General features: G+C 51.2%; 16 protein-coding genes. 4 read left to right on the forward strand and 12 right to left on the reverse strand.

The window, feature by feature from the left end:
* Positions 1-33 precede the first annotated feature (33 nt).
* The 6 genes from CLR69_RS18185 to CLR69_RS18210 form a co-directional block, all read right to left on the reverse strand.
* Positions 34-942 (reverse strand): ABC transporter permease, encoded by a 909-nt coding sequence (locus CLR69_RS18185; protein ID WP_129707495.1) that lies wholly within the window; start codon positions 940-942, stop codon positions 34-36.
* The gene (locus tag CLR69_RS18190) at positions 939-1916 is read right to left on the reverse strand and encodes an ABC transporter permease (RefSeq protein WP_129707497.1); all 978 of its coding nucleotides are present in this window, start codon (positions 1914-1916) and stop codon (positions 939-941) included. Before CLR69_RS18190 ends, CLR69_RS18185 begins: the two co-directional genes overlap by 4 nt.
* Positions 1916-2887, reverse strand: a complete 972-nt coding sequence (locus tag CLR69_RS18195) for a nucleoside hydrolase (RefSeq protein WP_129712934.1) — start codon at positions 2885-2887, stop codon at positions 1916-1918. The genes CLR69_RS18190 and CLR69_RS18195 overlap by 1 nt, the downstream gene beginning before the upstream one ends.
* A gap of 1 nt (position 2888) precedes the next feature.
* Positions 2889-3842 (reverse strand): nucleoside hydrolase, encoded by a 954-nt coding sequence (locus CLR69_RS18200; protein ID WP_129712933.1) that lies wholly within the window; start codon positions 3840-3842, stop codon positions 2889-2891.
* A gap of 108 nt (positions 3843-3950) precedes the next feature.
* Positions 3951-4835 carry a dihydrodipicolinate synthase family protein gene (locus CLR69_RS18205; protein ID WP_129712932.1) on the reverse strand — a complete coding sequence of 295 codons (885 nt, stop codon included), beginning with the start codon at positions 4833-4835 and terminating at the stop codon, positions 3951-3953.
* Between the two features lie 68 nt (positions 4836-4903).
* Positions 4904-6454 (reverse strand): ABC transporter substrate-binding protein, encoded by a 1551-nt coding sequence (locus CLR69_RS18210; protein ID WP_129707505.1) that lies wholly within the window; start codon positions 6452-6454, stop codon positions 4904-4906.
* Positions 6455-6596: 142 nt separating this feature from the next.
* Here CLR69_RS18210 and CLR69_RS18215 point away from each other — a divergent pair, with 142 nt between their 5' ends.
* Complete coding sequence (locus CLR69_RS18215; protein ID WP_129707507.1) at positions 6597-7493, forward strand: LysR family transcriptional regulator; 897 nt, start codon at positions 6597-6599, stop codon at positions 7491-7493.
* Positions 7494-7638: 145 nt separating this feature from the next.
* Here CLR69_RS18215 and yidA read toward each other — a convergent pair whose 3' ends face one another.
* From yidA to CLR69_RS18240, 5 genes are all read right to left on the reverse strand, one after another.
* A complete protein-coding gene (gene yidA, locus CLR69_RS18220; RefSeq protein WP_129712931.1) occupies positions 7639-8454 on the reverse strand; it encodes a sugar-phosphatase in 816 nt (271 codons plus the stop codon).
* A 421-nt stretch (positions 8455-8875) separates the two neighbouring features.
* On the reverse strand, positions 8876-10318 hold the full coding sequence (locus tag CLR69_RS18225) for a 6-phospho-beta-glucosidase (RefSeq protein ID WP_129712930.1): 1443 nt from the start codon (positions 10316-10318) through the stop codon (positions 8876-8878).
* 15 nt (positions 10319-10333) lie between these two features.
* Positions 10334-10666 carry a PTS lactose/cellobiose transporter subunit IIA gene (locus CLR69_RS18230; protein WP_129707678.1) on the reverse strand — a complete coding sequence of 111 codons (333 nt, stop codon included), beginning with the start codon at positions 10664-10666 and terminating at the stop codon, positions 10334-10336.
* Positions 10656-11969 carry a PTS sugar transporter subunit IIC gene (locus CLR69_RS18235; protein ID WP_129712929.1) on the reverse strand — a complete coding sequence of 438 codons (1314 nt, stop codon included), beginning with the start codon at positions 11967-11969 and terminating at the stop codon, positions 10656-10658. The genes CLR69_RS18230 and CLR69_RS18235 overlap by 11 nt, the downstream gene beginning before the upstream one ends.
* A 16-nt stretch (positions 11970-11985) precedes the next feature.
* Complete coding sequence (locus CLR69_RS18240) at positions 11986-12291, reverse strand: PTS sugar transporter subunit IIB (RefSeq protein ID WP_039275979.1); 306 nt, start codon at positions 12289-12291, stop codon at positions 11986-11988.
* Between the two features lie 212 nt (positions 12292-12503).
* On the opposite strand from CLR69_RS18240, the gene CLR69_RS18245 reads away from it, so the two are divergent.
* Together CLR69_RS18245 and CLR69_RS18250 are read left to right on the forward strand one after the other, a co-directional pair.
* Entirely contained in the window at positions 12504-13517 is a 1014-nt protein-coding gene (locus CLR69_RS18245; RefSeq protein WP_129713033.1) for a LacI family DNA-binding transcriptional regulator, read from the forward strand.
* A gap of 327 nt (positions 13518-13844) precedes the next feature.
* Positions 13845-15848, forward strand: a complete 2004-nt coding sequence (locus CLR69_RS18250; protein ID WP_165345999.1) for a methyl-accepting chemotaxis protein — start codon at positions 13845-13847, stop codon at positions 15846-15848.
* A gap of 52 nt (positions 15849-15900) precedes the next feature.
* On the opposite strand, the gene CLR69_RS18255 is transcribed toward CLR69_RS18250, so the two are convergent.
* Positions 15901-16590 (reverse strand): FadR/GntR family transcriptional regulator, encoded by a 690-nt coding sequence (locus tag CLR69_RS18255; RefSeq protein WP_129707515.1) that lies wholly within the window; start codon positions 16588-16590, stop codon positions 15901-15903.
* 275 nt (positions 16591-16865) lie between these two features.
* Here CLR69_RS18255 and CLR69_RS18260 point away from each other — a divergent pair, with 275 nt between their 5' ends.
* Positions 16866-18173: an MFS transporter gene (locus CLR69_RS18260; protein ID WP_129712928.1), complete on the forward strand. Its 1308-nt coding sequence runs from the start codon at positions 16866-16868 to the stop codon at positions 18171-18173.
* The last annotated feature ends 27 nt before the right edge of the window (positions 18174-18200 follow it).

Here is an 18200-nt window from a genome sequence, read left to right on the forward strand (position 1 = left end):
GTTACCCCTTATTCCCATGGGCGTTCCCACTGATTAATTCCGTGGGTTGAGGATGTCGCGTAGCGCATCCCCCACCAGATTGATCGCTACAATCAGCAGCAACAGCGTCAGCCCAGGAAAGAAGCTGATCCAGTAATCGCCCGACATCAGGTACTCAAAACCGTTTGAGATCAGTAACCCCAACGACGGTTCCGTCACGGGCAGTCCAATTCCCAGAAACGAGAGCGTGGCTTCCAACATGATGGCGTAGGCGATGCGCATCGTCGCGACGACGATCAGCGGTGCCAGACAGTTCGGTAAAATATGGCGAAACAGAATGCGGCGATTGGATAACGCCATGCTGCGTGCCGCATCCACGTAGCTGCGGCGACGTTCCACCAGTGCCGAACCGCGAATCGTCCGCGCGTAGTAAGCCCACTGGGTTACCACCAGCGCCATAATGATTTTATCGACCCCTTGCCCCAGCACAGCCAGCAGGATCAGTGCAATCAGGATAGGGGGGAAACTGAGTTGGATATCAACGATGCGCATGATCGTCGCATCCGTTTTTCCTCCAACGTAGGCGCTAATCAGCCCTAACGATGCACCAATCAGCAACGCAAATACCGCACTGGAAAAACCCACAATCAGGCTGATACGGGTGCCATAAAGAATGGCGCTGAACAGATCACGACCCTGATCGTCGGTCCCCAACCAGTACGTCATGCCCGACATACTGGAGGAGCCCGGCACAAGCCGGCCATCCATGATGTCGAGCTGCATCAGATCGTAGGGGTTCTGCGGCGACAGAAGCGGGGCAAACAGCGCCAGCAGCACAAAAATCGCCAGCATGATCAGCCCACACAGCGCCAGCCGATCGTTGATCAGCGCCATCACTACACGCATCACCGGATGTACGGCTTTTTGCACGGTAGCGGGCTGGTGTATGGTATTCCCTGTCATCCTTTGTCTCCTCCCAGCCGTACACGCGGATCAACCAGCACATACAGCAAATCGACCAACAGGTTAATCACGCTGAACATCACGACGGTAATCATCAGGTAAGCCAGGATAACCGGGCGGTCGAGCACGGCGATCGAGTCGATAATCAACTTGCCCATGCCCGGCCAGGCGTAAATAGTTTCCGTGACGACGGCGAACGCGATCAGCGAACCCAGCTCCAGCCCCAGCACGGTAATTAATGGAATCAGCGTGTTACGCAGCACATGCACTAGCACGATACGGGTTTCCGATAGCCCCTTCGCGCGGGCAAACTGCACATAATCCTGTTGCAGGCATTCCATCACCCCCGCACGCATCAAGCGGATGACCAGCGAGATTTTAAACAGCGCGAGGTTAAATGCGGGCAGGAGAAGATGTTCGAGGCCGTCGCGGGTCAAAAAGCTGAACGGGATACCTAATAGCTCATGCGTATCACCCCTGCCCGATGATGGCAGCCAGCCGAGTTTTACGCTGAATAGCATGATCATCACCAGCCCGATCCAGAACGTGGGCAGGCTAAAGCCCAGGATGGAGAAGGTCATGATGGATTTGGACACCGCGCTGTCCGGCTTCAGGCCCGCGTAAATCCCCAGCGGGATACCGACAACCAGCGCCATAACGAACGCCACCATCGCCAGTTCGAGCGTCGCGGGCATGCGTTGAAAAATCAGCGTCAGCGCGGGTTGGTTAAAGATAAAAGACTTGCCCATATCGCCCTGGAAGGCGTTCCAGACAAACAGCCCGTACTGTTCCCAGACGGGCTTATCCAGACCAAAAGACTGAATTACCGCCAGCCGTTCCGCTGGCGTGGCCGTTGCACCCAGCAGCATATCGACCGGGTTACCAACCAAATAGACACCTACAAACACCAGCACCGACATAACAGCCAGCGTCAGCAGCGTTTGTCCGATTCGGCTCAGCAGGTAGGCTATCATCAGCGCCCCCCGGAACCGTTTATTGCATCAACATCGTAGTGGCGCAGGCGGTCGGCAATCAGCCCAATAAATCCCTGTTCGTCGATTTCCCGCATGACTAGCGCATTCGCTGGCTCACCCAGCTTGTGATAAAAATCGGCAAACACGTAACCCGCAGTCTTACCAGAAACTTCGACCCCAACCCGAACGTGTTTTGACTTGAATAACTCAGGCTTCAACAGCCACGCAATGACGGTCGCATCATGAATCGGTCCACCTTCACGACCAAAACGTTCTACTTCATTGCGATCAAACGTGCGCAACAGTGCAGCCATCGCTTTACCCGGTGCACCACAACTGCGTTCGATGTCATCAACCTGTTCCGTCTGAATCAGAGCCTGAAAGGTCACATCCAATGGCATGATGACAATGGGAACGCCGGAGGAAAAAACGATGTCCGCCGCATGGGGATCGGCGTAGACGTTAAAGTCAGCCCACGGCACGCGATTTCCCATCGCGGTAAAGGCACAGCTCATGGAAACAATCTGTTTGATGCCGCGTGCAACGTCAGGGTGGAAGCACAGCGCCAACGCCAGATTCGTCATCGGGCCGAGTGAACAAATGGTGATCGGGTTATTGTCGGCAGCGGCCTGGCGCGTCATCCGCACAAGGAAATCAACGGCGTGTTCCTGTTCCGGCGCTAGCGTGCTCTCCGGCACCCACTCAGAGGAAAATGTGCCGATATGGGCGTATTTACCGAAAACCTGATCGCGGATTAGCGGACGCGAGGCACCAGCAAAAATAGGTACATCGGTTCTGTCCGCCAGGCCAACAACGTTGCAAGCATTCCGCAATGTTGCCTCAAGCGGCACATTACCTGCCACAGCGGTAATGCCGAGCACGTCCAGCTCGGGCGATACCAATGCCAGCCAGATGGCGATTGCATCGTCAACGCCGGGATCGGTATCAATAATAATGCGCTCTCGAAGCATGTCAGACATCCTCTCTGTAGCGGCTCAATAGATCAGCAAATAGCTCGACAACCTGTTTGGCATCAACCCCCGTCACCACATCCACATTCGGTTGACGCTCGGTTTTTCCATACCAGTCGGCGACGGTTTGCCCCATGCACAGCTCACTTTCCTGTTCAATGTAAACGCTGGCTTTTTCCGTCGTAAAACAGTGCGGAGCCAGAACCCAGGCAATAACCAACGGGTCGTGCAGTGGGCCACCACGTGATCCATAGCGACGAATATCGTTACGATCCCAAAATGCCATCATTTCACCCAGCGGCGCGGAAATTCGCCCGGATAGCGCAACGAAACGCGCGACCAATTCCGGTGTTAAAATCACCTGATGCGTAACATCCAGCGGTAGCGCGACAAGGGCAATCGACGAATCAAACACCACCTTCGCTGCCTGCGGATCGGCAATCATATTGAATTCAGACGTCAGGCTGCGGTTGCCCGCTTCCCGGTATGCGCCGCCCATCATCACAATGCGTGTAATACCATCGGCAATCTCGGGAGCCATACGCAGCGCCGTCGCCACATTAGTTAATGGCCCCAACGTACACAGCGTGATCGACGTGCCGTCAGCTATCGCCTGCTTGCACTGCTCAATAATAAAACTCACTGCATGCTGCGCTTCGGCCTGTTTTTGCGGTACAGGCAGCACCGTTTGACCCAGTCCGCTTTCGCCGTGAAACTGGCCATGAATGGGTTCGCGCAGCAGCGGCCGATGACAGCCAGCGAAGACAGGGATATCCGTGCGCTGGCCCAGCTCAACAATTTGCAGCGCATTACGCACCGTCTTTTCCAGCGGCTGGTTACCGCACACCGTGCAAATGCCGCGGATATCCAACTCTGGCGCCACAAATGCACTTAATAACGCAATGGCGTCATCTATCCCCGGATCACAATCAATAATAATAGGTAACGCACTCATCCCTTGGTGATTCCTTTTCTCTTTTTAATAGGTACAGCCAAATTTCAAGGTGCAGAAAACCCCACACCTCTACAGTGTGAAAAATAACAAATGCCTAATGCCTTTACGTTATAGGGAACCAACAGACGCTAAAACGTCAGCGATCTCCTTACACGCCTTTTCATCCAACGGTTGCTGAGGCGGCAACGGGTCGCCTACGGCAAATCCCTGCAATTGCAGCGCCGCTTTAATACAGCCAGCAATGGAATAACGGGCAAAGATTTCATTGATGCGCCACAGCGGACGCTGAAGCTCCATTGCTTTGTTCCAGTCACCCGCGCGGGCGGCTTCATACAAAGCAATACTCTGTTTGGGAACGATACACGCCGGGCCAGCCATCCAACCCACACCGCCAATCAGCATCACACAGGCAGGAATATGAGCGGATGCGGAGAACACCTCCATCCGGCCACGGGTACGTTCAATGATGGACAGCAAACGCCCGGTATTGGTTGAGGCGTCTTTGATATAGAGGATATTGCTGACATGGCTCAGGCGTTCGATGACGGGCAAGCTCAAATCGGAGCGCTGGAACTGAGGGTTGGTGTAGAGCACAACGGGTTTGCCCTGCGCGGCTTCGGCAATGGCTCGGAAATACTGTTCAACGCCTTCGTCTTTGAGGGGGAAATAGGCTTCGAGTACCGCAAGAATGCCATCCGCACCGAGTTCAACGTAGCGTTTAGTTTGCTCAACGGCGTCCTGAATCGTTGTGGAAGCAACACCAGCGATCACCGGCACACGACCCGCCGTCGTCTCGATCACGGTTTTGACCACATCCAAACGCTGAGCCGCAGAGAGATAGGCAAATTCACCAGTGCTACCTAACGGCACGACGCCATGCACACCACATTGAATCAGATGCTCAGTGAGTTGCGCCAGCACAGGCTTGTCAACCTGACCATCAGGCCTGACGGGTGACACCAGATAGGGAAAAACACCGCTAAACGTATTCACACCGCTCTCCTTGTTATCGGTAATAAGGGGTGAAGCCTCACCCCTTTTGGATCATGACTGAAAGGTAACTATTTCGCGGAACGGACGAAGTAAGGCAGCGTGTAGGCATCGGAACGGCCCACATAGGTATACTGCTTTTTCATCGCCCAGGTGTTGGACAGGAACATCACCGGAATGACACCTAAATCGTTCATACCGATGTTCATCGCTTCTGCCAGCAGCGCATCACGCTTGGTTTCATCCAACGTGATACGTGCCTCGTTCAGCGTTTTATCAAAGACAGGATTGGAATAGCGACCACGATTACCCTGTCCTGCATTGGGGCCAAAGGTTTCTAACAATGGCCCCAATACTCCAGAAGCTTCCCCGGTTTCAATCGCGGCCCCGCCCATAATCAAACTGAATTCGAGACGGGACGCACGTGAGAAGTACACACTGCCGGGCATCGTAACCACTTCGGTTTTGATGCCGACGCGTGTGAACATTTGGCCAATGGCCTGAGCAATTTTAGAATCATTAGGATAACGATCGTTCGACGCGTGGAAGGTCAGCGTGAAGCCGTTGGGGTAACCCGCCGCCGCCAGTTCCTGCTTGGCTTTCTCCGGATTATAAACCGGCGCAGGAATGGAAGCGGAATACCCGAGATACCCCTTCGGTACAAGCTGAGAGGCAACAACAGCCTGCCCCTCCATTACACGGTCGACGATTGCCTGGCGATTAAGAGCTAAAGACATCGCCTGGCGTACTTCTTTTTTTAGTAATGGGTTTTTACCATCAGGACCTTTAGCAAACGGCGATTCGTCTCGCTGCTGGTCCATGTGAAGGTAAATAATACGATTCCCTGGTGTTGAAATCGTTTTTAACTGCTGATTTTTTTCAATATTACTGCTATCGGCTGTTGGAACGTTTTCAATCATGTCCACATCACCGGATAATACTGCTGCTACACGTGCACTACTGTTTTTAAATACACGGACAGTAACGTTGTCCCACTCTGCTTTTCCTCCCCAGTAATCGTCATTACGACTAAGGACTACCCGGTCGTCCGGCACCCAGGAAACAAATTTGAATGGCCCTGTACCAATCACATCTTTTCCTGAATTCAACGTTTCCGTCGGGACGTTCTCAAGTCGGGCCGGTAAAATGGAAATCCGACTTAAATTATTCAGCAGCAGTGGCGAAGCCTCTTTTGTCTTTATCCGCACCGTTAGTGGATTAACTTCTATTACTTCAGCAATGTCGCTGACGTAGGGTGCGTAAGAACTTGGGCTGTTTTTTGATGCCAGCGCAACACGCTTAATGCTGGCAATCACATCTTTAGCCGTAAAATCACTGCCGTCGTGAAACTTAACGCCAGGACGCAATACAAACTCCCACGTCTTGTCGTCAATCACTTTCCAACTGGCTGCCAGGGCAGGTTTAATCTGCTGTTTTTCATCCTGTACAACCAAACCGTCAAAAATATTGCGCGCCATTGCGCTATTTGCCCCACCCACATAAAACTGCGGATCCATTGATGTGGTGGAGGAAGCCAAACCGATATTCAGGTCCGCGCTATAAACCAAAGGTGAAGATGAAAATAAAACGGTAAACAATAACGCCAGCGTTGATTTCTTCATTCACTAACCCTCTATTCCATGATTGAGTACTAATGAAGTGTATTAAATCTTATGATTGTGAGTCTATGCGCCAGATTGGATAATGAAAAATTGCATTTTGTGTTAAATTGATAACTAAATGTTATGTTTTAAGGTGACGAGCATGCGTATCAATCCCCGTCAGGTTGAAGCCTTTCATAAAGTCATCCTCACCGGAGGCATTACCGCTGCCGCCAACATGATGTATATCACCCAGCCCGCAGTCAGTCGGCTCATTAAAGACTTTGAAGACGCACTGAATCTGAAGCTGTTTGATAGAGACGGACGCGGCCTGATTCCGCGCGCTGAGGCGATGAAGCTGTATCGGGAAGTGGAGCGTCTTTATCTGGGGCTGGATCATATCGGGCTGATTGCCGATGAAATTCGCCACGCCAGAGGCAGCATACTGCGCATTGCCGCCGTTCAGGCGCTCTCGTTTCTTTGTTCAGACCAGGTTCTCCCTACCTTACTCAAGAAATACCCCGACCTTTCCCTGTTTTTAGACATCGAAAGCAGCAGCCGCATTACGAACGCAATTTCTGAAAATCACTATGACGTGGGTTTTATTTTTGGCCAGCCTGGCATTAAAGGGTTAGAGGCCGAACCACTGGCGGACGCCAGTGCAGTCGCGGTGTTAGCGGTGGATCACCCCCTTGCCACAGCGGATGAAATTACGCTTGCCGATCTGGCCAGCTCGCGTGCTATTTTGCCGGGAAGAACCACGCCACTGCGGGCACAGCTCGATATTGCCATCAGAAAAGAGCAGAGCTATCTGCATAACCCAATCGAAACCTCGATGGTTAACTGCTGCGTGCTGGCTTCAAGAAATGTTGGCATCGGTGTGGTAGATTTTATTACTGCGCTGAACAGCCCTTCACCCGTCATCGTTAAGCCTTTTAATCCCGATATAAAAATGGCGTATTGTGCGGTATATCCCCCGCAAATCCCCCGTAGCCAAGTGGTTAATCACATCACTTTGGTTATGAAAGAGAAAATAGCAGCGAGTCTGGAATTAAAATAACGTCCAACCAAAGTCGTTATTTTTATTAATGTATTTATTGAATAATAAATATCAGGGAATAGATTTATATAAAATAAATAGCAGAATTATTATTTTATATAAAAATAGCCATCATTGATGGCTATTCAGCTTTATCTGTAAATAATCAGACATTCAACACGAATTTCTCGATCGCGTAGGCTACGCCGTCTTCCATGTTGGATTTGGTGACGAACTGGCTGGCTTCTTTCACTTCCTCAATGGCGTTCCCCATCGCGACGCCGATGCCCGCATAGCGAATCATTGCCAGATCGTTCTGCTGGTCACCTAGCGTCATGACGCTTTCGCGTGGAATACCGAGGTGCTCCGCCAGCATCTTCACGCCTTCACCTTTGTTGACGCGCTTATCCAGAATTTCCAGATAGTATTCGGCGCTCTTCATGATGGTGTAGCGTTCAAAGGCTTCTGGTGGCAGTTGACTGATGGCGCGATCCAAGATCTCTGGCTCATCAATCATCATCACTTTCGGGAACGTCAGGCTGCGATCCATTTCTTCTACCGCTCGATATTTCAACGGCATCCCGGTCAGGTGAGATTCGTGAATGGTGTAAGGGCTGATGTCTTTGTTGGCGGTGTAGACGAAATTGAAGTCCAGCGCGTGGAAATGGACACCCAATTTGCAGGCCAGCGCTTCGAAATAGAGATAATCGTCGAAGCTCAGCGCGGTTTGCGCCACACAGTCACCGTTGACCGTACGCTGTACCAGTGCACCGTTGTTGGTGATGCAGTAACAGCCTTCCTGCTGCAAATCCAGCTCCATCAGGTAGCGTTCGACACCGATGTAGGGGCGACCGGTTGCCAGCACGACCTGAACACCTTTCTCTCTGGCAGCAGCAATCGCAACCTTTACCGCAGGTGAAATTTGATTTTGGGGCGTCAGTAACGTCCCGTCCATATCAATAGCGATCAGTTTTACAGACATAGTTTTTCCAGCATCAAGTTATCTGTTTTCATGCTAACGCGATTCAGCGATGAAGTCGTTAGTGAAATACGGCAGGGTGACAGGCGTATTACAGAACAGGACAATCTCTCTTCCTGAAGGCCGCCTCTTAGTCACATTTTTATGCAGATTCAGCGACCGTTTCGTGTGCCACAATGCCAGCATTCTCATGCGACTGAGTAGCACGCGCCCGACGTGGCGCAAGCTTTCGCCGCGTCCTTGCGGCTCATCCTAAGCCTGCTATCTCCTCAGCATAATTTCTTACGCCGGGGATAACGGCAACCCAGCTTGCACACGACATTACTTGTGTATACGCGCTCATCTTGGAGAAGCGATTAGCACTGACAAGAAAAAGCCGTGCGGTTACGCACGGCTCTGTCGCTAATGTTTCCTACAATCGCCGTTATAGCTCGGCGCCGTTGCTGGAGATCACTTTCTTATACCAGTCAAAACTCTTTTTCTTCGAGCGCTTGAACGTGCCGGTGCCGTCATCGTGTTTATCCACGTGGATGAAACCATAGCGTTTACTGTACTGGCCAGTAGTGAACGACACACAGTCGATGCAGCCCCACGGGGTGTAGCCCATCAGTTCTACACCGTCTTCCACGACGGCTTTCTTCATCTGCTCAATGTGTGCTTTGAGATAGTTGATGCGGTAGTCATCATTAATGCTGCCATCGGCTTCCACCTTATCCACCGCACCAAAGCCGTTTTCGACAATGAACATCGGCTTCTGATAGCGCTCGTAGAAGCTGTTCAGAGTATAGCGCAGGCCAACCGGGTCAATCTGCCAGCCCCACTCCGACGCTTTCACATGCGGGTTTTTCACGCCGCCGTCAAACCCAACGATGACATCTTCGGTTTTCCGGCCTTTTGCCGCGTACTGCACCGCATTACTCATGTAGTAGCTGAAGCCCAGATAATCCGTGCAACCTTCACGCAATATCTGTTCATCTTCCTGCTGCATATCAATGTGATAGCCCTTTCTCGCCCACTCGTTCAGGATGTAGGAAGGATAATAACCCCGCAGTTGTACGTCACCGAACAGATGGTGCTGACGCATCCCTTCCTGTGCAAACATCACGTCATCCGGGTGGCATGACCACGGATAGAGTGGCACCAGCGCCAGCATGCAGCCAATTTTGAAATCCGGGTTAATCTCATGGCCCAGCTTCACCACTTTCGCACTGGCGACAAACTGGTGGTGCAGGGTTTGATACATCGCCTGCTCCGGCTTATCGTGTTCGGTAAAAATCACGCCGGAACAGCAATAGCCAAACAGCGGATACTGCCAGTTGCGCTGGTTGTTGATCTCATTGAAGGTCATCCAGTATTTCACTTTGGACTGATAACGCTTCATAACCACTTCGCTGTAGCGCACAAAGAAATCCACCACTTTGCGGTTTAACCAGCCACCGTACTGCTTCACCAGATGATGCGGCATCTCAAAGTGAGACAGCGTAATCACTGGCTCGATGTTGTGCTTCAACAACTCATCGAACAGATCGTCATAGAATTGCAGGCCCGCTTCATTTGGTTCCAGCTCATCGCCATTGGGGAAAATACGCGTCCAGGCAATCGAAGTACGGAAGCATTTGAAGCCCATTTCGGCGAACAGGGCGATATCCTGCTTATAGTGGGAATAGAACTCCACCGCCTGATGGTTTGGATAACTGACACCAGGCTGTACGCCATCGGTAATCACACGGTCAACGCCGTGCGCACCGCCGGATAGGACATCGCAAATGCTGATGCCTTTGCCGCCTTGATCCCAACCACCTTCAACTTGATGCGCCGCTACCGCGCCGCCCCACAGAAAGTCTTTCGGTAATTGTTCAATAGACATCTTATTTCCTTTTCGTTATTTCAAATTTACATGTTGTTTCAGGGAGGAGATTTCCCGATACAGTTGAATCAGCTCCTCCACCAGCTCACGGCATAACATCGCGTTCATCAGGTGATCCTGTGCGTGAACCAGAATCAGGTTAACCGGGATTTTTCCGCTGCCTTCATCAGCACCGATCAAGGCCGTCTGAATTTGATGGGCTTTGCGTGCCGCCACAGAAGCCATGTTCAGCAGTTCTTCAGCCTTGTCCCAGTCGTATTTTCTGGCGGCACTCAGTGCCTCCATCGAGCTTGAGCGCGCTTCTCCCGCATAGATAATCAGTTCCATTACCGTGGTTTCATCGAGCATCACTTACTGCCTCCTCTGCTGTACCCACTTCCTGTGCAATCAGCTGACGTTCATACATTTTGAAGAAGGGGTAATAGATTAAGGACGACACGATAATCAGTACCCCCACCAGCACCACCGCCCGCCAGTCCCATCCCGTAGACCAGGCCGCACCAATTGGGCCCGGCGTAGTCCAGGGCGCAAGAGAGATCACGCGGTGCACCAAATCGGTTTTTAATGCGATATAGGCAAGGGTAGCGTTCACCAACGGCGCGGTAATAAACGGGATAAACAACAGCGGGTTCATCACGACAGGTGAACCAAAAATTACCGGCTCGTTGATGTTGAACATGCTTGGCACCACGGCCAGCTTGCCGATGGAGCGCAAATGGGCAGAACGGCTACGCAGATAGAGAAAGACCAGCCCCATGGTCGCCCCCGACCCTCCTACCGTAATGAAGAACTGCCAGAAGGGCTCAATGAAGATTTTGGTGATCGGTGCGCCTGCGTTAAACGCTTCCTGGTTGATCCCTAAGTTAGTCAACCAGAACGCCTGCAAAATACCGCCGACGATAACCGCGCCGTGGATCCCAGCAAACCACAGCAGGTGACAGAGCAGCACGGCAATAAGAATGGCAGGGAGCGAATCGGATGCTGAGATAATCGGCGCAAACATCGCCATAATCACCTGCGGTAACAGCATGCCGAACTGGCTCTGCATAAGCAGGCTAAGTGGGAACAGCGTTAGGAAGATGGCAAGAATCGGGATGAGCAAATCGAAAGACTGACGAATTTTCGGCGGCACCTGTTCCGGCAGGCGGATACCAATGTTGCGCTTCTGCAAAAAATGCATCAGCTCCGTCGAATAAATGGCCACGATAATCGCGGTAAAAATCCCCTCACCGCCCAACGACCCGACTGGCAGGCTTTTGTCGATTTGTGGCGCTGCCACCACCATAAACGACATCAGCGCCAGGCTGGCAGCCATAAAACCGTTCATTTTATAGCTCTGAGCCAGGTTATAAGCGATGGCGCTGGTGATATACACCGCCATAATGCCCATCGTCATATTGTAGGGCATCATGATCTGCTCGCCGTGGCGTTCCACCATCCCCAGCCACCACTGTGCAAAAGCCCATTCACTATTCGGGCTAAAAGGCGGGTGGGCAAATAACATCATAAAAGAGCCAACAATTAAAAAGGGCATAGATGCAATGAACCCATCTTTAATTGCGACAACATGACGCTGGCTGGAGAGTTTTGCTGCAATCGGACTAATACGATTTTCGATAACGCTGAATAATGACTCACTTAATTTACTCATTATTCCTCCCGTTATACTAATTGATCATCGCCAGAGCATCATTGAGGACTTTTTCCCCGTTCATCATGCCATAGTCAACCATATTAATGACGGCAATAGGTTTCTCTTTTTCGTCGGCTATCACTTTGAATTCAGGCAGTTTATACTTGATCTGCGGCCCTAAAAGACAGCAATCATATTCATCAATCAGTTCATTAAACTCTTCAAAACCAACGGCTTTTATCTCAACAGCGATCGCATTTTTCTCGGCGACCTTTTCCATTCGCTGTACCAGCATGCTGGTAGACATTCCTGCTGCGCAACAGAGTAAAATTTTATTCATACTGCACCTCACCGTCCGTTTTTCTATTATTCAAGCAAGACATAAAATAATATGCAACCGGTTTCATATTGTTTTTACTATTTTTTGAAGGCGATCATAAATAGCGCAATCGGGGAATATTTTTATCCCCACACTCGCTATTGATGATAAAAAAGGGAAAGTTTCCCTATAATATCGCGATAAAGCGGTGCAAAAAGAAAACAGGAAGTATGATGGTAACCATGCTTGATGTAGCGAAAAAGGCCGGCGTATCCAAGGCCACCGTATCACGCGTGCTGACTGGGAATAACTACGTCAGTAAAACCACGCGGGATCGGGTATTTCAGGCAATTGAAGAGATTGGCTACCGGCCCAACCTGCTGGCGCGACAGCTCGCCACGAGCAAATCGCAAATTATTGGCTTGGTCGTGACTAACACGCTGTATAGCGGCCCCTATTTCAGCGAATTACTGTTCCAAACGGCAACCATGACGGAAAAATACGGGCGGCAGCTCATCATGGCGGATGGCAAGCACAGTGCGGAAGAAGAACGGGAAGCGATCCAGTTCCTGCTCGATTTACGCTGCGATGCCGTCATTATCTATCCGCGCTTTCTTTCTATCGAGGCGCTGGAAAGCATTATCGAACAACATGAACAGCCGATCATGGTCGTGAACCGCACACTGCATCAACACGGCGATAACGGTATCTGCGCCGATCACCAGCAACACTGCCATGATGCAGTCAATTACCTGATTGCACAGGGCCATCGGGATATCGCGTTTATCTGTGGATCGTCGAACTCCCCCACGGGCACAAGCCGGTTGGCTGGATACCGACAGGCACTAGCGGAAAACGGGATTCCCTATAATGACAGGCTGACTGCGCCAGGCGACTGGACTCATGACGGCGGTTACACGGCGGCAAAAAACCTGCTCCAGCGTTCAACCACATTCAGCGCACTGGTCGCCAGTAATGACGATATGGCTATTGGCGCGGCAAAAGCGTTGCGCGAACACGGCCTCGCGATCCCGCAAGATGTCTCTCTACTGGGGTTCGATGATTTGCCGATGGCATCATGGTTCTATCCACCACTCACTACCGTGCATGTTCCTGTCGCCGAAATGATCAACTATACCCTCGAGAAACTACTGTGTCGGCTGGAGGGGGAAACCGTCGTGCCTGCGCCTGCCTTCAAAGGCGAGTTGATTATCCGTGATTCCGTCAGCAAAGGCCCCGCCGCCTAATCCCTCCCCCGTTCGGCGTGATGTAATCCCACACGACAGCGATTTGTCGTGCCACATCGCTTTGTGACGTTTTCGTGAATAACCTAAAGAGATACTGTTTCTCGCCGATAATTTAACTGTGACTTACATCACAAAAAATGACGAGTCGCGTAAGGGAATGACCCAACAACATAAAGGAAGACAATTAATTGATTCTTTTTATAAAAAAGCACCTATATACCCTAAATAATTCGAGTTTCAGGACAAAACGTTATCGTTTTGAACAACGCACATGCAGCTTGAAGCATAAAGGGTATCGGCGCTTATATCCCAGGGGATATTACGCATATGTCTACAACACTGTTACCGGTTAACCACAGCAATCTACCCATTCATTCCTCACCAACCGCGCCAAAAAGAAAGCTCAGCACACGTATGCTGATGCTCCTGGCGGGCGTCACCACTATCGCACTCGGTTTTATTCTCACTATCGGTCTGTTGATCTGGCAATCTGGCCAGCAGCAAAAGGCCATCGCCCAGCAGTATCTTGAGCAAACGGCATATACCAACAGCTACCTCATTCAGCAAAAGCTGGATGTTGCACTCCATGCAGCGCGCAATCTGGTACAAAGCGTTGTCAGTCTGCAAGAGGCAGGCAATGCCGACCGGAAAACCGCAGAAACACTGCTGAAGAATGCGCTAAAGAGTCACCCCGATTTCCTTTCCATGTCGCTGGCATGGGAGCCTGATGCGTTTGACGGCAAAGATCGGGAGTACGCTAGCCAACCCGATCAGGATCCGAAAGGTCGCTTCGTCCGCTATGTCGACCGCGATACCGCTGGCAACGTTGCGCTGCATAATCTGGTGGATTATGAAACGCCCGGTAGTGGTGATTATTATCTGCTGCCGAAGAAGCTCCAGAAAGAAGTTATTCTGGAACCCTATAGCTACCCTTACAACGGCGTTGATGTACTCCTGACCTCTATTGCCGTACCTATCATCATCAACAACAAATTTTACGGCTCCGTCACCGCAGATTTTGCACTGGATACGTTGCAACAGCTCACCAATGACATCAAACCTTATCAAGGCACGGGCTACGCACAGTTGTTGTCACACACCGGTGCCTATATCTCTCATCCCGACAAAGCTCGGGTGACCAAAAAAATTGAAAACGACTCAACGCTGCTTGAGCATGTCACCACGGGTCAGCCTTATCAGATCGAGCGTGACAATACCGTGCTAAACACGCCGGCGTTTAACGTGTATGTACCAGTAAAAATCGGCAATACGGGTACGCCCTGGATGCTTGGCTTATCCGCTCCCGTCAACGTGGTGATGGCGGAAACCGCACAGCAGCGCAACATGGCACTACTGCTTATGGTACTGAGCATCGTGGTCGTTTCCGGCGTGCTGGGTATCATCTTTAACCGCAAGGTTGCCCGCCCTATCGGTGGAGAACCGGCTCAGGCAGCACAGATCGCCCTGTCCGTCGCACAAGGGGATTTAACGCAAAACATTCCTGTGCAGCCGAAGGACGACAGCAGTATTTTTTACGCTATGAACGCCATGCAGACGCAGTTGAGAGACATCGCCGAGCAGTTGATTAGTACCAGCGAATCAGTCAGCCATGGAGCGACAGAAATTGCGGCAGGCAATACCGATCTGGCTTCCCGCACTGAGCAACAGGCTGCGGCGCTGGAAGAAACCGCCGCCAGCATGGAACAAATTACGGCGACGGTGAAACAGAATGCGGATAACGCCCACAACGCTACAACGCTGGCACAGAATGCTGCACACATCGCTCAGAGGGGTGACAAGATAGTCGGTCAGGTCGTCAACATTATGAGTGAGATCGACGACAGTTCGAAGAAGATTGCGGATATTACCAGCATCATCAGCGGTATCGCGTTTCAGACCAACATACTGGCGCTCAATGCGGCGGTGGAAGCCGCCAGAGCAGGTGAACAAGGGCGCGGCTTCGCGGTCGTCGCCAACGAGGTGCGTAATCTCGCGCAGCGCAGTGCCAGTGCCGTAAAAGACATCACAGCACTGATTACGGAATCCGCTAGCCGTGTCGACAGCGGCGTCACGCTGGTTCAAAACGCCGGTTCAACCATGCAGGAAATGCTGCATGCCGTAACCTCGGTAAAAGACATCATGGATGAGATCGTCTCTGCGTCGGATGAACAATCGCGCGGTATCAGTCAGGTCACGCAGGCCGTTCACGAGATGGACGGCGTCACCCAACAGAACGCCGCATTGGTACAGGAAGCCACAGCTGCTGCCGCATCATTGGAAGAGCAGGCCAGACAGCTCGCGCAAACGGTGCTGGTATTCAAGCTCTCTTAGACCTTTGCGCTCCAAAGCTCACCGCCTCAATTGAGGCGGTGAGCTTCATGACTTATGGGTTGCTGAATAGTCGATCGTAAACATGTTGTAGATGACGTTCCATACAGGAGCGAGCACGCACTGGATCGCGCTCCACAATCGCCACCGCGATATCATGGTGATCTTGTTGCAACGCCACAGGAAAATCCTCCTGCGCGTAATGGCTCTCCAGCCGAATAAAACGTGAGCTTGTGCGTTTGTTCCACAAATTCTCCATCATGTCACGCAGCACTTCATTACCACTCATTTCGCCAATCAGTAAATGAAAGCGCTTATCTTCACTCAGAAATTTTTCATCGTTAGCATTGAGCTGCGTAAGATCCTGCATGATATCCATGAGTTCGGTTCGCTGATCTTCGCTACCGTTACGTGCGGCCATTTCCGCCAATAAACCTTCAAAGGCCTGACGGGCCAGAATCAACGATTTCAGGCTGAATTCTTCTTCTGGTTGCTGCTGCGCAACCAGTGGCAATGGGTTGCTGACAAAAACACCGTTTCCGGTGCGTATTTCGACCCATCCGGTAATTTCTAATGCAATCAATGCCTCACGAATCGACGACCGACTTACACCGAGTTGTTTAGCCAAGTCCCGTTCTGAAGGCAGCAAATCTCCCGGTAAAAACTGTCCACGTTGAATACAGTTGATCAGCAGATTTGATATCTGACGATACAAACGCTCCACTTTGAGCGTGGGTAAATCCATAACTCCTCCAACCGGCTTCAGGCCTGCGTGGGCTGTACGATGCTGAAGCAAATCTTACCACATGCGGAGAAGGCGCTCGCCCTTTCATCTACGCTGCCCATCACTCAAGAGAAAAGATAATGAGAAGTACATCACAGTAATTACCGTCGTATTGCGGAATACTTTTTAAGGTCCAGTGGCCTGACCACCAGACCTTTAGTCCAAACTTCAATGCTGTTATCTCTATAACGGTTCGAGGTCTTAAAAGATTCTGATTGCTGTTGAGGATAAAAATAATGTCTACCACCTCGTTGGATCACACGCCGACAGCGCAACGTACTGAACGGCTCAAACGTATCCAGACTGTTTCTTTGCTTTTGTTGTTTCTTGCAGGGATTATCAATTTTCTCGATCGCGGTTCGTTGTCTATTGCAAACGAAGCCATTCGTGCCGATCTGGGACTGTCCGCCACGGAATTTGGCGTGCTCCTCTCCGCTTTTTCACTCTCCTATGGTATTTCGCAGTTACCCAGCGGGCTGTTATTGGATCGCTTCGGCCCTCGCGTTGTGCTGGGTGCCGGTTTGCTGTTTTGGTCAAGTATGCAAGCGCTGGCGGGCATGGTGAATAATTTCTCCCATTTCATCATGCTGCGTATTGGTTTGGGCATCGGTGAAGCTCCCTTTATGCCCAGTGGCGTAAAAGTCATCAACGATTGGTTCACCGCTAAAGAACGCGGTCTGCCAATGGGGATTTTCAATTCCTCTACAACCATTGGTCAGGCTTTTGCCCCCCCCATTCTGGTTGCGCTGATGCTGGCATTTGGCTGGCGTATGATGTTTGTCATTATTGGTATCGCCGGTATCGCCATCGCTCTATGCTGGTATGCCTGGTATCGCAACCGTGAAAAATTCGTTCTGACTCAGGAAGAGAAAGACTACCTCAATGCTGGCACCAAGCCCGTATCGCAGACCCGTGTTACGCTGAAAGAATGGGGCGCGTTGTTTAAACGCCGTACCGTGTGGGGAATGATTCTGGGCTTCAGCGGTGTTAACTATACTGGATGGCTCTACCTTTCCTGGTTACCGGGTTACCTTCAGGCAGAACGTGGACTGAGTCTGGTCAACACCGGATGGGTCGCAGCTATTCCCTTCCTTTTTGGTTCAATTGGCATGTTGATTAATGGCACCGTTGCTGACCAGCTGGCACGCAGAGGCTATTCCCTTGCCAAAAGCCGTAAGTCACTCATTTGCCTGGGTCTGGTGTGCTCTGCGGCATGTACACTGCTGGTTGTGCAATCAACATCTACCTCAATGGCCGTCGCGTTTATCAGTCTGGCGCTGTTCTTTGTCCACTTCGCGGGAACATCAGCATGGGGATTGGTACAAGTGATGGCGCCTTCGCGTATGGTTGCTTCAGTCAGCAGCATACAGAATTTCGGTAGCTTCATTTTCGCGTCCTTTGCCCCCATCGTCACCGGTTGGGTCGTGGACAAAACGCATTCATTTAATCTGGCCCTCGTGGTGTGCTCCTGTGTGACGTTTGCAGGGGCGCTGGCTTACTTCTTTATCGTGAAAGATCCTATAGAAGAAACCCCAGCGGCATAATATCGCCACCTATTTTTGATATTCAGT

It is taken from the genome of Pectobacterium zantedeschiae (assembly GCF_004137795.1).
Classification (GTDB): domain Bacteria; phylum Pseudomonadota; class Gammaproteobacteria; order Enterobacterales; family Enterobacteriaceae; genus Pectobacterium; species Pectobacterium zantedeschiae.

Bases quoted from the DNA above. Each gene is read 5' to 3' on its own strand.
- CLR69_RS18185 (WP_129707495.1), bottom strand. From the start codon at position 942: ATGACAGGGAATACCATACACCAGCCCGCTACCGTGCAAAAAGCCGTA.
- CLR69_RS18190 (WP_129707497.1), bottom strand. From the start codon at position 1,916: ATGATAGCCTACCTGCTGAGCCGAATCGGACAAACGCTGCTGACGCTG.
- CLR69_RS18195 (WP_129712934.1), bottom strand. From the start codon at position 2,887: ATGCTTCGAGAGCGCATTATTATTGATACCGATCCCGGCGTTGACGAT.
- CLR69_RS18200 (WP_129712933.1), bottom strand. From the start codon at position 3,842: ATGAGTGCGTTACCTATTATTATTGATTGTGATCCGGGGATAGATGAC.
- CLR69_RS18210 (WP_129707505.1), bottom strand. From the start codon at position 6,454: ATGAAGAAATCAACGCTGGCGTTATTGTTTACCGTTTTATTTTCATCT.
- CLR69_RS18215 (WP_129707507.1), top strand. From the start codon at position 6,597: ATGCGTATCAATCCCCGTCAGGTTGAAGCCTTTCATAAAGTCATCCTC.
- yidA (WP_129712931.1), bottom strand. From the start codon at position 8,454: ATGTCTGTAAAACTGATCGCTATTGATATGGACGGGACGTTACTGACG.
- CLR69_RS18225 (WP_129712930.1), bottom strand. From the start codon at position 10,318: ATGTCTATTGAACAATTACCGAAAGACTTTCTGTGGGGCGGCGCGGTA.
- CLR69_RS18230 (WP_129707678.1), bottom strand. From the start codon at position 10,666: ATGCTCGATGAAACCACGGTAATGGAACTGATTATCTATGCGGGAGAA.
- CLR69_RS18235 (WP_129712929.1), bottom strand. From the start codon at position 11,969: ATGAGTAAATTAAGTGAGTCATTATTCAGCGTTATCGAAAATCGTATT.
- CLR69_RS18240 (WP_039275979.1), bottom strand. From the start codon at position 12,291: ATGAATAAAATTTTACTCTGTTGCGCAGCAGGAATGTCTACCAGCATG.
- CLR69_RS18245 (WP_129713033.1), top strand. From the start codon at position 12,504: ATGGTAACCATGCTTGATGTAGCGAAAAAGGCCGGCGTATCCAAGGCC.
- CLR69_RS18250 (WP_165345999.1), top strand. From the start codon at position 13,845: ATGTCTACAACACTGTTACCGGTTAACCACAGCAATCTACCCATTCAT.
- CLR69_RS18255 (WP_129707515.1), bottom strand. From the start codon at position 16,590: ATGGATTTACCCACGCTCAAAGTGGAGCGTTTGTATCGTCAGATATCA.
- CLR69_RS18260 (WP_129712928.1), top strand. From the start codon at position 16,866: ATGTCTACCACCTCGTTGGATCACACGCCGACAGCGCAACGTACTGAA.